Source organism: Paenibacillus sp. B2(2019) (assembly GCF_008370385.1).
Taxonomy (GTDB): Bacteria; Bacillota; Bacilli; order Paenibacillales; family Paenibacillaceae; genus Paenibacillus_AQ.
In genome coordinates this window covers 322,765-336,371 of record NZ_VTZR01000025.1, presented here as the reverse complement: position 1 = coordinate 336,371, position 13,607 = coordinate 322,765, and the positions used below count along the sequence as shown (strand labels likewise).

Genomic DNA, 13,607 nt, shown 5'->3' with positions numbered 1-13,607 from the left:
ACACGTCATGCCTCCCAATCATCTAATTCTGGAAAGGTAGCTGTAATTTGAGTTACCCCTTCTGAGTTAACTTCAGGCTGTGGTTCTGTAAGAGGCAAGATGACGGTAACTTCCGTTCCTTTTCCAAGCTCACTTACCATATCAAGTGTCCCATTATGAAGTTCTACAATCTGCTGTGAGATCGCTAGCCCCAAGCCTGTTCCTCCATTGAGTGCATCCACTTGAAAGAAACGGTCCTTAACTCTGGAGATATGTGCTTCACTAATCCCAATCCCACTATCACGAACCATGATAGCAGTCTCTGTAGCGGAAATTCTCTTCGCAGACAATTCTATACTGGACTCCTCATGTGAAAACTTCACGGCATTGTCTACCAGATTCAAGAACACTTGTTTTAGACGATTGGCATCCCCTTTAACATAGATCCCATCTTCACATTCAAGAAGCAAGTGAATCCGTTTCTTCTCTGCCTTGGCCCAAATATTAAGTATAGTCTCCTGTAGTAACACTTTCACGTCAACAATCCCAATGGACAGCTTCATTTGGTTCTGCTGCAGCTTTGAAAAGTCTAGAATCTCCTCTACTAGTCCAATCAAGCGTTCGCTTTCTTTGGAAATGATGCTGACTCCAAGCTTCGTCTCCTCCGGATCATAGCCACCAGAGACCAAGGTTTCACTCCAGCCCTTGATACTAGTAAGGGGTGTCCGAAGCTCATGGGAAATGGACGAGATGAAATCATCCTTAATCTGATTACTGCGCACAATTTCCTGAGCCATATAATTCAGCGTTGAAGCCAAGTCACCAATCTCAAATTTGTAATTCCCCTTAATCCGCACATTAAATCTACCCTTAGCCATTTGGGCTGATACCGCCGTAATGTTATTGAGCGGCTTTACGATTGAATTGGCAAGTCCGAAGCTGAACACGATAACAACAGCCATAACAGCTGCACCTATTCCAATTGACAGTAACGTAAGATTAAGCAAATCGTTGTTGATGCCCTCAAGTGAAGTAAGATATCTTAGAATATACGTATCACGTCCGTGAACCTGCAGCATCTTGGACACAGCCATAACACTCTCGTTAGTACCACTCTGGCGTCCTACCCAGCGGCCAATACTGCCCCCTACCGCTTCAGGAACGTCACTGGTTGTAATCGTACGGTCAGGCTGAAAGCCGGTTGAACTAGTAATCATATCGCCATTCAAGGTCAATATTTCTAGTTCGGTATTATTCAGCGAAAACCGCTCCAGCAGCTCTTGCAGTTGATACGAATTGCTCTCGCCATTCAACTGGTATTTATAGAAGAATGACTCTCCAGTGGTAATGTGATTTTTTATCTTGCTGTACACACTGTCATAATAATACGTTCTGATGGCAAGCAGGAAGATAACTTCTACGAGGAGAAGCGCCAAAAAAACTACAAGAATGTAGTGTAGAACGATTTGTCTGCGCATCCCCTTCTTAATCATTGTACTTGGCCTTTCCATCTATATCCGTGTCCCCATACCGTTTGCAAAAATTCTGGCTCTGACGGATTGCTCTCTATCTTTTGACGCAGACGACGAATATTCACATCCACAATCTTGGGATCACCCATATACTCCTTGCCCCACACATGATCCAGCAGAAGATCGCGGCTGAGCGGCGTATTTTCTTTTTCGAGAAAGAATTGGATCAATGAAAACTCTGTTGGCGTCAGTTCAATGGCTTCATTATCACGTTTGAAATGCTTGGAAATAAGATCCAAGGTAAATGGCCCTGAAACGAAAGAAACTTTCGCTGACTGTTCACGATGAACATTCACTCGACGCAGCAGCGATTGAATTCGAGCAATCAGTTCTGTCGGGCTGAACGGCTTACTAACATGGTCGTCAGCGCCTACGGATAAGGCATACACTTTATCCTGCTCTTGAACCTTGGCAGTCAGAAAAATAATACCCAAACGCTCATTGGTTTCTCTGACCCGTCTACATACTTCAAATCCATCAATACCTGGAACCATTACATCCAATAGAGCGATATCAATATCAGGAATCGTGGTTAACTTGTGAAGAGCTTCATGCCCATCCGCAGCCTCTATCACTTCGAACCCATTCCGCTTCAAGTTAATGACAATAAAACTACGAATGGACTCCTCATCTTCCAGAATCAGTACTTTACTCATCTATTCCCTTCCTTTCTATAGGGGGAGCAATTTTATTGCTTCCTTCCATTGTTGTACTTTGTTCTAACTTACCACGGTAGGCGATAATCTTAGCTGCATCACGAGCAAGCAGATCCCAACCGTCATTCTTCACACGATCCCATTCAGAAGGAGAAAAGAAAGAAACCTCAGCAACCGTCTCACCGGTATCAGACATGATGAACTTAAGGTTCTTGTCCTGAACCGATTTCGTATCAACCGTCACCTTCTCGTGCCATTCCGGAGAAAAATTAATATTAAAGCGATCCGATGGATCATGATATAGCTGGGTTGTGAAGGTCAGACCGTCTTTTCCATCCCATTTATAATAGGAGGTAAAGTATGGAATCTCAGCTGGATCGAAATACTCCCATCCTTTGGGTGCCTCCAGCAATCCAATTTCAATAATGCCATCATGATCAATATCTTCACTTACAATCCGACGATCCTTATAAGTCCGCGCATCGCCTGGTAGAACCACATGCAGCTTATTGTTCTCCATAAGAACAATCGAGGTATAGGCAGATTGAGAATCTACCGCAGCATCCAATACGATTCCTTCTTTATCCTTTGAGATTTTTCCTGCAACAATATTGTAATAATTATTAAAATAAGGGTCGATATTATCCAGTTTATCGAGAACCTTAAATCCATCATTATACTGATAGATCGAAATGTTTACAAATTCATTTCGTTTAAAATAAACAACGGTGATGTCTTCAATTCCATCCCCATTAAGATCATCAATCATATATTTTGTATACGGAAGCGATAACACTTCTTCCAAAGAACCGCTGGCATAGCTATAGACAACCAGGCCTTTTTCTTTTTCTCGTGAATAGCCTGTAACGATATTCAGCTTCCCATCACCCGTCAAATCCCTTATATCAACCGACTCCAGCACAGATCCGTCACCATCGAATACAAGCTTCTTGACCCAGGTATCGCCCTGTTTCTCCAGGATCAATCCGTGAATCAATACAGCTTCTCCAGGAGTCTTATAGAACACAAGCGTCTCCAAAATCCCATCCTTATTGAGATCCTCAGTAAAGATGGTACTATCCTCGTCATTGGTCGGACGAATCAACGTGGAACCTGCTGGCATAAGTGAATTAATAGCAGCCATAAGTGTTGCTTTGTCAGCAGACAATTGTGGGGATTTCATCTTTGAAACAGGATCACTGATGAAAGTACAACCCGACAGTACGGATAACGTCAGCGTTGCAGCTACAAAGCACCTAAGGCTTCTCATATTCAACTTCATCACTCTTTTCCTTATCCGTGTCCTATATTTAAAGATTTGCACGTTCTTGGAACGTTAATCTACGCCCCTTTATATCATGCTTAATTCTGCCATCTTCTAGTACCCACAGACGTGTAGCAAAACGTTCCGCTAATTCAATCGGTAATACCGTTACAACCGTAAGACCGGTTTCTTTACACAGCTTCCGCAATGTTTCCAAGACGCTCTCCGCGGATTTAGGATCTAATCCCGTAACCGGTTCATCCGCTAAGATCACTTTAGCGCCGTGAGTCAATGCTCTTGCAACCGCTACACGCTGTCGTTCTCCACCACTAAGTTGACTAGTCTTCATCTTCGCCTTATCCAGGAGGCCAAGGGCGTCCAGTTCATCCATTGCACCCATATAATCATCTGAACGTACCATCCCAGTGACCATTCGCCATAACGGCGTTTGTGAAGACTGGCCGATCAGTACATTTTTCAATGCAGTACGGTTAGGATTGAGCTCTGCATTCTGCTCCAGGTATGCCCACTCGCGGCGGATTTTTCTTTTACCTGTAAAGGCACTCGCCATTATATCTGTACCGTCCACTCTAAAATTCCCTCTATCCCACTTCTCACGCAGCGCTAAACAGCGCAGTAAAGTGGTCTTACCGCTACCGCTAGCTCCAAGTATTGCTACGAACTCACCCGGTTCTAATTGAAACCCTATATCCTGTAGAACTGGATTCTTATCTTCCCCAACTGCCTTGGCTAAGTGTTCAACTGTGATCATAGTTCAGCCTCTCCCTGTCTTTATCTATAATCTATAGTGTACTCTGAAAGCCAGATGAATTTCCATGCGAGCACTCGTTCTTATCTTACCTCAAATTTTTTGCCGTGGCGAGAAAAATAACCCAAGCAATCCGAAGGCGATATATAAAGCGCCCATCAAGCCGAAAATCCCCCCGCCCCAGCCGACTTGCATGAGCAAACCGCCGATACCTGGACCTATAATACTGCCTATACTAAAATGAAAAGAAGCAACCACATTTGCAGCAGGCAGTAAATGTCGTGGTAAAATGTCCGCAGCCAGACTAAGCCCTAACGAGAAAAAGGAGCCTACAAGTCCACCAGCAATCATCAACAGCACCATAGTCACTTTGAAGTGGTCACCTGCTAATGGCAGTAATGCGAAGGCAATCCCGCCTCCAATCCCAGTAAGAATCAATACCTTCTTTCGGCCAAAACGGTCGCTCCACAGTCCTAGCGGGAATTGTAACAACAGTCCCCCTATGCCCGCAAAAGGCAATAAGGCTGCAATTTGATCCGTGCTGTATCCGATCCGGAGGCCATACACTGGAAAATTACTGTTTAAGCTTGCTTCCATGAAACCATATAGGAGTGCAGGAATTAAAGCGAACCACGCTAGACTGTAACAACGTCCAAACCGGCGTACCTGACTTTCTCCACTCTCAACTTTATCTGGACGTGAATCCGGAAGCATTGTAACGGCTAGTATTAGGACCAGCAAAAAAAGAAAAGCTAGAACAATAAAGGGTGTTGCCTGACCAAAGCGCAGCAGACTAATTCCAAGTGGCCCCAAGCTAAAGCCTAGACCATAGGACATCCCATACAGAGAAAGATTTCGTCCGCGATGCTCGGCAGGCGTCATTAGCAGCACCCATAGCTGGGCGGCATAATTGATAGCTGCATCACCAACACCTACAAGTAGACGTAACACAAACCATATTTTGATTCCAGGAAAAAAGGGGAATAAAAGCAAGCTTACTAAGACTAAGCTTATCCCGCCAGCAATCAATTTTTTGAACCCAATCGCTCCGAGAACTCTTTCAGCAATCAAGGTCATTCCGAATGATCCTATGTATAAAGCAGCTGCATTAAGTCCATTAAGCGAAGAGGAAACTCCTTTCTGCTCCAATAGAATGGATAATACGGGAAGCAGCATTCCTTGGCTGAGTCCAGCCGCTATAGTAGCGGTAATAAGAATCATGAAATTCATTTTGCTGTTACTTCGAATAGATAATTTTGGCCGGTCTGACACAGATGATATCCCCCTATGATTAATAACGCTAATTTGTTCTAACGCCAATTGGCAAACACCGAACATTATAGTGGACAACCCTCTTCAAAACAAGAGATAATATGAAGATGTTACGGATTTCCTGGGGGTGCATGAGACATGGAGTACGAATTAAAGATCGACGTATCGCCGGTTTATGAACTGCTGGACAGTTTTATGTTATATGTAACTAGAAAATGGATCTCCAATTTGGACATTGGTCCCCACTGGATAAGTGATGTGGAAGATCGCATTTCTCCTCATATGGTAACAGCTTTAATGCAAGCCGCCGAGTGGCCTTTTACGGATTATGATGTGCTATATGCCTGGGTTTACATTCGAGGACCCGCAACTTCAGTGCAGCATTTCTTAGACGATCTGGATTTAGCCTCCATAGAAGAATGTTATCAGCAAATCGCTCCGCTCATTCATGAGTTTACGATTGAAGATGCTTTTCGGATTCGGAGCAGCTATAGTCCACTCTTGCGTCTCTGGTACGAGCAATACTTCCGCCATGTGGAGCACAAAATATTACCGCTATTAATTGAAGATGCTTCTGAGAAAAAAATGCTTGAAAGCAAAATGGACCCCATTTCTCTAATTGAATACGCATCTGGCGGTGTAGTTTTCGAGGAGATCACGGATCTAAAAACGATTGTATTACTACCAACTGTTCATAATCGTCCGATTAACACCTACTGCTTCTACAAAACCATGGTGATCGTACAATATCCTGTAGATGTACCTTTAGAAGACGAAAATGAACCACCTATGGTGCTTTTGCGCATGACCAAGGCACTATCCGACCCCACCAGACTTCGATTGCTTCGCTATGTCGCACATGAACCCAAGTCGTTGTGGGAGATGCAATCTGATCTTAATCAATCCAGAGAAATGCTGATGCATCACCTTATGATTCTACGAGTAGCCGGCCTACTCCGCATCCATCTTAGAGGTGAACAAGATGAACGTTTCAGTATTCGCCCTGACGGTGCATCAGAGCTTCAAATGTTCCTAGAGTCTTATATTTACCTATAGAACACTATACAGATACAGATCCAAGGAGTGAGAGATATGAAATACATGACACAACAGGTGATTTTCGATCTAGATGATACACTAGTCCACTGCAACAAATATTTCGATCTGATTTTAGGGCAATATTTTGAGCTAATGACAGATTGGTTTAATGAATTTGGCCCAAGCACCAGTGAATTACGTAACAAACAAATAGAAATTGACGTGCACACGGTCAACACAAGTGGTCTTGCCAGCGATAATTTCCCTAAATCCCTAATCGCTACCTACCGCTATTTCTGCGCCAAATATAATCGTCCGACGGACCGTTTTCAAGAGCAACAGTTACACAAGCTTGGATTAAGCGTCTATGATCAAGAAATCGAAGCTTACCCTGGCATGGTTGAAACGCTGGATACTCTGAAGCAGGATGGTCACCATTTATTCCTGTATACAGGTGGAGACGATACGATCCAACAACGTAAAATTGAGCAAATGAAGCTAGATGCTTACTTTGATGACCGGATCTATATTCGTCAACATAAAAATGTTGAGGCACTTGAAAATATTTTGACTACGCAAGGCTTTGACCGCAAACGCACCTGGATGATTGGTAACTCTTTACGTACAGATGTACTTCCGGCAGTAACCGCAGGCATTAACAGTATCTATCTGAAGCAACAGAATGAATGGAGCTATAACCTTATTGAACTGGAGCAAGAAATGCAACAAGCAGTGAAGACCATTTCCTCCATCCATGAGGTGCCTCCTGTTATTCGTACTGCTACCCTGCAGAAACTCTAGGTGCAAAGTAACCTCAGACATTGTTACAAATGACATATCTACTCTACCTTTGGGATGATTATACTATTTTTGTATAATTCCTAAATGAGGTAGGAGATGAGATATGAACAAGAAAGTGAAGTCCAACTATTCTCGAACTAACAAACAAATGCTTCCCATGCTCTTAGGTATAGTTGTTGTAATCCTTGTCGCTGTTATTGTCTTCATTCTAAATGACAAGACGGACAGTACAGAGGGTTTACCGAACTACACTGATGTGAAGGGGAGCATTGTTGTTGATGGGCTGAAATATGAAAAGCAACCTCATCTTGGTAGTCCTGATGCCAAAATCAAAGTCATCGAATTTGCAGATTTCAAATGTCCTGCCTGCAAAAACTGGACGGAGAAATATCTGGATACGTTTGTTAAGGACTACGTGGATACCGGAAAAGTTGAGCTTTTCTTCATGAACTTTGCCTTTCTGGATCGAGATTCCTATCTTGCTGCAAGTGCAGGTGAAGCCATTTATAGGCAAAGCAACGAGAAGTTCTGGGAATATCTCCATAAGCTGTACGCCAATCAAGGCGATGAGAGCAAAATATGGGCCACACAGAAGTTCATTCAAAATTTCGTCAAAGATAACATTGAAGGTATTGATTACGCACAATTCGAAACAGATCTCAAGAATCATACCTACATGATCGACGTCAAAGAAGACTTCAAGATCGCGGGATCGTACGGAGTCAACGGAACACCTAAATTTATGGTGAACGGTGTCCTGCTTCCAGACTCCTCTTACGAAGGGCTAACTGCAGCGATTGAGGCGCAGCTGGCTAAAGCCACTGAATAATTAGCGAACTAGCATAAAAAAGGTGTCTCTGCCACGTATCCTACATGGCTAAAGACACCTTTTTGCCGTACACACAATCTTTCTGATCGACTATGTTTCTACCGTTAATTGGCCTGTATCCATATTCTGTAGTACTAACTTGCCTTCAAGAGGCGTACCGTCTTCGCTAGTAAGCTTTAGCTTGCCCGTCCGACCTTTCTCAATCAACGCCTTCACTTGTGCATCCGTGAGTGTACGACCATGATTCTCTTTCCAGATCACGAATTTGCAACCTTCCTTGTAATGAGAGCAGCCGTAGCCTTTTTTTCCCATAAAAATCATTCCACCGCAGCCGGGACGCGGACAGTTTCCAATGACCTTAGGCCCTGAATTGGCAGATTCCTCTTCACTACTTGCCTTGCGCTTTCGCGGCACGGCAGGTTTGTCGGTGGTTTTACGAGATGTACTTCCAGCACTTCGCCCTTTAGCAATTGTATTGACAGAAGGCGTCTCCCCTTCAAAAGAGGTTTTGGACGCCCGGGATTGTACTCGTACTTTGTCTACGATCATGCAGGCGAATCTTTTTACATTCTCCATAAACTGCCCGTCCGACGCCGTTCCTCTCGATATTTCGTTCAAACGACGTTCCCATTGTCCGGTCATTTCCGGTGAAGTCAACAGCTCAATACCCGCTCCACGAATCAGCTCAATGGCTGTTCGTCCTTTTTGTGTGATGGCAATTTTTTTGCCCTGCATTTCGATGTATCCGACATTCTTCAGCCGTTCTATCGTTGCTGCACGGGTAGCCGGAGTTCCAAGCCCTGAATCCTTCATAGCATCGCGAAGCTCTTCATCCTCAATCTGCTTTCCGGCACTTTCCATCGCTCGAAGCAGCGTACCTTCTGTGTAATGCTTGGGTGGCTGAGTATCTTTCTCTTTAACAATAGCCTCACTACAAACCACTTCTTCTGCCGGAGCAATAGAAAATGGTTCGTTGACTTCGATCTCTTCGTCCTCTTCGTCATCCTTGTTCTTACCCTTGGAAGTCTTCGCTTTATCCTTCTTCTGGTCCGCGTAAATAACCTTCCAGCCGAGGCTTAATAATTCCTTGACTGTGGTTTTGAACTTTTCCTCTTCTACCTCGGTCATCACCGTATGCACTTTATACTCCGCTGCCGGATAGAACTGAGACAAAAAACGCCGCACAATTAAATCATACAGCTTTCCTTCATCTGCACTAAGTCCTGATGCTTTACGATATGTAGGCAAAATCGCGTGGTGATCCTCAACCTTCGAGGGGTTGCAGATGAATTTATTCCCTTTATGAACGAGATTGCGATTCGCACCCTTCACCCACTCATCATAAGCCGTCCCTTGCAGCGCAGATAACGTCTTATGCATCTCAGGAATATTCTGTTCTGTAACATAGTTGGAGTTCGTCCGCGGATAAGAGATCACCTTATGTTTTTCATATAACGCTTGAGCAATATCAAGCGTCTTTTTTGCGGAAAAAGCGTACTTTCCATTCGCCTCACGCTGCAGCAGCGTTAAATCGTACAGCTTATTTGGATACTCTTTTGTTTCCTTAACCTCGTAAGACTCAATCCGGCCCGGTTTTCCTTTGACCTTGGCAGCTAGCGCCTCCGCCTTATCCCCGTCAGTCAGCCGATCCCCCTGCCACATTCCTTTATAGGTCATTTCATTCTGAGTAAAATGTCCCTCCACCTCAAAAAACTTTAGGGAAGAGAACGCCTCAATCGTCTTCTGACGGTCGTAAATCAGCGCGAGTACGGGAGTTTGAACCCTACCCACGGACAGCAGCACATTATGCTTTGTAGTAAAAGCACGTGATCCATTCATGCCGATGAGCCAATCCGCTTCACTGCGAGCTTTTGCTGCTTTCGTTAGATTCTCGTACTCCGATCCATCCTTCAGCTCCTGGAATCCTTTGCGAATGGTCTCTGGCGTCAGATCCGAGATCCACAACCGCTTCACAGGATGCTCCAGCTTCAAATGTCGTTGAATGAGTGAAAAGATATGCTGCCCTTCTCGCCCGGCATCGCATGAATTCACTAGAAGATCGCTACGTTTCGCAAGATCTCCAATTACCTTGAGCTGGTCGATTGTCCGCGCATTAGGAACCAGTTTGAACTGGTCTGGAATAATGGGCAGATCATTAATATTCCACTTTTTGTATTTAACATCATAAGCATCCGGCTCGGCCAAACCGATTAGATGCCCTATTGCCCAAGTAATAATGTACTGCTCCCCTTCAAGATAGGAACGGTAATTTTTGGCCTTCGGTTCTATTGCGGCGGCGATATTCCGCCCCATATCCGGTTTCTCCGCAATAATGAGTGTCTTCAAAAACAATCGCTCCTTACCTTTTCGTTCTTAAGTCCAAAATGCGTCCAGTATTCTATTATACCATTAACCTCGGTTTTTTTTAATGGATTGGTTAGTAGGCCTAGGTAAAATTCAGACTTCCCTTAGTCTCTTCTATGAATTAGAATAGTTTGGTAAACGAGTTTTATACATCGGAGGAATCAAAACGTGTCTGAAAATCACAAATTTACAGAACCTTATAAGGACAAAAACGGTCACTATTTAAAAGCAGAATGTGAGAGCTGCTTCGGTTTGTGCTGTTCCGCACTACCTTTTTCAGCTTCAGTGGATTTTGCTATGGATAAAGCAGCTGGCCAGCCGTGCCATAACCTACAATCAGACTTTCGCTGTGGTGTACATACAGATTTAAGAGCGCTTGGATTTCGTGGTTGTACTGTATATGACTGTTTTGGGGCTGGGCAAAAGCTTTCTCAGGTTACTTATACCGGTGAGGACTGGCGGAAGAATCCAAAAACTGCAAAGCAAATGTTCGAGGTATTTCCGACGATGTGGCATTTGCACGAATTGCTATGGTACTTAAATGAATCATTGGACTTAGATATAACCCATTCAATACATGTTGAGCTGCAAACAGCACTCGATGAGACGGAACAACTCACTTTACTTAACCCTGATTCTCTACAGAAGGTGAATGTTGACGCTCATCGAGCAAAGATTAATCTGTTACTGCTGCAAGTCAGTGAACTTGTGCGTACTGAGGCTCGTCGTAAACTTAAAAAAGCATCGAGAACTTTCAGCCGTGGTGCTGACCTTGTCGGAGTAAATCTTAAAAATGCAGATCTCAGGGGTGCCAACCTGAGGGGAGCCTATTTGATTGCCGCTGACCTTAAAGGCGCTAATCTTAGAGGTGCAGATCTTATTGGTGCAGATTTCCGTGACACTGATCTTAGGGGCGCTGATCTATCAGAGAGCATTTTTCTAACTCAGGGTCAGATTAATGCGGCAATAGGTGATGATCTCACAAAGTTACCTCCAGCACTTTCCCGCCCTGAACAATGGCTTTCAGTTTGAGTTATAGAAGTTTAATTCAGCTGCGAAAAGAATTCTTGGATACGAGAAACTGCTTCGAACTTTTCTAAGACTTCTTTACCCGCAGCGGAGGCTCTTTCTAGATACTCCACCCTACCTTGTGCTGCCTCCTTACCGACTACTAGCGTTACGGGTATACCAATCAAACTTGAATCCTTAAATTTAACGCCAGCACGTTCATCCCTATCATCTAGCAGCGTCTCAATACCGAGCTTAGTAAGTTGATTATAAAGCTCCTCTGCAACTTCCAGTTGCTCCGAGTCCTTTATGGACATCATCAAAATATGAACCTGATAAGGTGCTAATGCAACTGGCCACATTATTCCTTGATCATCATGATTCTGTTCTACAATTGCGGACAATAGTCGCGAGATTCCAATTCCGTAACAACCCATGATCATAGGCTGACTTTTGCCTGAACGATCTAAAAAGGAAGCTCCAAGCTTCTCACTGTATTTGGTACCTAATTTAAAGACATGTCCGATTTCAATGCCTTGATGAAAATGAAGAACGCCATCCTCGCAATGTGGACAAGCTTCTCCTTCCGCTACATTGCGAAAATCCCCCACATGCTCAAGCCCAAAATCTCTACCAGGTACAACATTACGGAAGTGATAATCTTTTTCTCCTGCTCCCGTCGTACCTTCCGTCATCTCAGCAACTGCGGCATCAACTAGTACAGTTAATTGAAGTCCCACAGGCCCCACAAACCCACTCTCTACACCCGTTAAGGTTTTCACAGCTTCATAGTCAGCAAGCTTGATCTCCATTGCTCCGATATATTTACTCACTTTTATCTCATTAACTTCATGATCTCCTCGAACCACTACAGCAAAGAATTGTCCGCTACCTTCGTAGATCAATGTTTTCATAATCTGCTCTGGCTGGATCTCCAACTCCTGCTCTAATTGATCAATTGTACGTAAATTTGGAGTATGGAATTTCTCTATCGCTGGTACTTCGAAATTCATTTCCTTCTTAACAGGACGCACAGCTTCTGCCTGTTCCAGATTGGCTGCGTAATCGCAAGAGGAACATACCGCAATCGTATCTTCCCCGATATCAGCTAGTGCCATAAATTCATGGCTGCCCCCTTCTCCGCCAATTGCACCAGAATCTGCATGAACAGCTCTGAACTTCAATCCACATCGCTTAAATATCCGGTGATAAGCATCGAACATTTGGTGGTATGATTTATCAAGTCCTTCTGAGCTTATATCAAAAGAGTACGCATCCTTCATCAAGAACTCTCTTCCTCTTAGCAATCCAGAACGTGGTCGCCGTTCATCTCGAAACTTAGTCTGAATTTGATACACGGTAACAGGAAGCTTACGATAGGAGCTGATCTCATTCCGCACAAGTGTGGTTACTACTTCTTCATGCGTTGGACCGAGAATGAATTCCCGCTCATGACGATCCTTAAAAGTCATCAACTCCTTACCATAAACATCATAACGTTCTGATTTCTTCCAAAGTTCCGCAGGCTGCATGGATGGCATTAAAATCTCCTGCGTTCCGGAATGATCCATCTCTTCTCTCACAATCGCTTCTATCTTTCGCAGAACCCGCCGTCCAAGTGGTAAATAGGTATATACTCCAGCAGCTAATTGACGGATATACCCCGCACGCAGCAGTAGCTGATGACTGTTTGTCTCCGCTTCCGAAGGCACTTCACGCAGTGTTGTTAATAATAAATTGCTTTGTCGCATCTTAAATACCCTCCCCAGAAATTATCTCTCTAAATGCAAAAAGACACATTCGTCAGGGACGAATGTGTCGTGATACCACCCTTATTCAACTGCCAGCTCAACATACAATCCATTCTGATTTGGCAATCCTCAAATCGGATAACGGTCGATTCCGGTAGCGGGTTAGTAGATACTATCGCTACAGCTACCAAGGTAGGATACCACTCACACGTGTTTGAGGAACCTTTCACCCGGTGGGTTCCCTCTCTGTTCTAACGCTTCTTGAATCGTAGATCCTTGGTCAATGCTTTTATCATGTGAATAATGTATTTAATTTATATGATACTGATATCTACGTCAAGCAT

Annotated in this window: 11 protein-coding genes; 4 read left to right on the top strand and 7 right to left on the bottom strand. The window is 43.9% G+C overall.

The features are described from left to right. Positions 1 to 5 precede the first annotated feature (5 nt). From PAENI_RS26685 to PAENI_RS26665, 5 genes are all read right to left on the bottom strand, one after another. On the bottom strand, positions 6 to 1,472 hold the full coding sequence (locus PAENI_RS26685) for a sensor histidine kinase (protein WP_149647542.1): 1,467 nt from the start codon (positions 1,470 to 1,472) through the stop codon (positions 6 to 8). Further along, entirely contained in the window at positions 1,469 to 2,167 is a 699-nt protein-coding gene (locus PAENI_RS26680; protein ID WP_149647332.1) for a response regulator transcription factor, read from the bottom strand. The genes PAENI_RS26685 and PAENI_RS26680 overlap by 4 nt, the downstream gene beginning before the upstream one ends. Next, complete coding sequence (locus tag PAENI_RS26675) at positions 2,160 to 3,437, bottom strand: hypothetical protein (protein WP_223179010.1); 1,278 nt, start codon at positions 3,435 to 3,437, stop codon at positions 2,160 to 2,162. Before PAENI_RS26675 ends, PAENI_RS26680 begins: the two co-directional genes overlap by 8 nt. Before the next feature lie 40 nt (positions 3,438 to 3,477). Next, positions 3,478 to 4,203: a phosphonate ABC transporter ATP-binding protein gene (locus PAENI_RS26670; protein WP_149647331.1), complete on the bottom strand. Its 726-nt coding sequence runs from the start codon at positions 4,201 to 4,203 to the stop codon at positions 3,478 to 3,480. Between the two features lie 90 nt (positions 4,204 to 4,293). Continuing rightward, positions 4,294 to 5,448, bottom strand: a complete 1,155-nt coding sequence (locus tag PAENI_RS26665) for an MFS transporter (RefSeq protein ID WP_076283781.1) — start codon at positions 5,446 to 5,448, stop codon at positions 4,294 to 4,296. Between the two features lie 162 nt (positions 5,449 to 5,610). Between PAENI_RS26665 and PAENI_RS26660 the strand changes: the two genes are divergently transcribed. The 3 genes from PAENI_RS26660 (at position 5,611) to PAENI_RS26650 (ending at position 8,140) form a co-directional block, all read left to right on the top strand. Continuing rightward, a complete protein-coding gene (locus tag PAENI_RS26660) occupies positions 5,611 to 6,528 on the top strand; it encodes an ArsR/SmtB family transcription factor (RefSeq protein WP_149647330.1) in 918 nt (305 codons plus the stop codon). 36 nt (positions 6,529 to 6,564) lie between these two features. Next, complete coding sequence (locus tag PAENI_RS26655; RefSeq protein ID WP_042128270.1) at positions 6,565 to 7,311, top strand: HAD family hydrolase; 747 nt, start codon at positions 6,565 to 6,567, stop codon at positions 7,309 to 7,311. Between the two features lie 103 nt (positions 7,312 to 7,414). Further along, positions 7,415 to 8,140 (top strand): DsbA family protein, encoded by a 726-nt coding sequence (locus tag PAENI_RS26650; RefSeq protein ID WP_149647329.1) that lies wholly within the window; start codon positions 7,415 to 7,417, stop codon positions 8,138 to 8,140. Positions 8,141 to 8,230: 90 nt separating this feature from the next. Here PAENI_RS26650 and PAENI_RS26645 read toward each other — a convergent pair whose 3' ends face one another. Continuing rightward, positions 8,231 to 10,486 (bottom strand): type IA DNA topoisomerase, encoded by a 2,256-nt coding sequence (locus tag PAENI_RS26645; RefSeq protein WP_149647328.1) that lies wholly within the window; start codon positions 10,484 to 10,486, stop codon positions 8,231 to 8,233. 186 nt (positions 10,487 to 10,672) lie between these two features. Between PAENI_RS26645 and PAENI_RS26640 the strand changes: the two genes are divergently transcribed. Beyond that, positions 10,673 to 11,536 (top strand): pentapeptide repeat-containing protein, encoded by an 864-nt coding sequence (locus PAENI_RS26640; RefSeq protein WP_262495749.1) that lies wholly within the window; start codon positions 10,673 to 10,675, stop codon positions 11,534 to 11,536. An 11-nt stretch (positions 11,537 to 11,547) separates the two neighbouring features. Here the strand turns inward: PAENI_RS26640 and PAENI_RS26635 are convergent, their stop codons facing one another. Then, on the bottom strand, positions 11,548 to 13,263 hold the full coding sequence (locus PAENI_RS26635) for a proline--tRNA ligase (protein ID WP_149647327.1): 1,716 nt from the start codon (positions 13,261 to 13,263) through the stop codon (positions 11,548 to 11,550). Positions 13,264 to 13,607 lie beyond the last annotated feature (344 nt).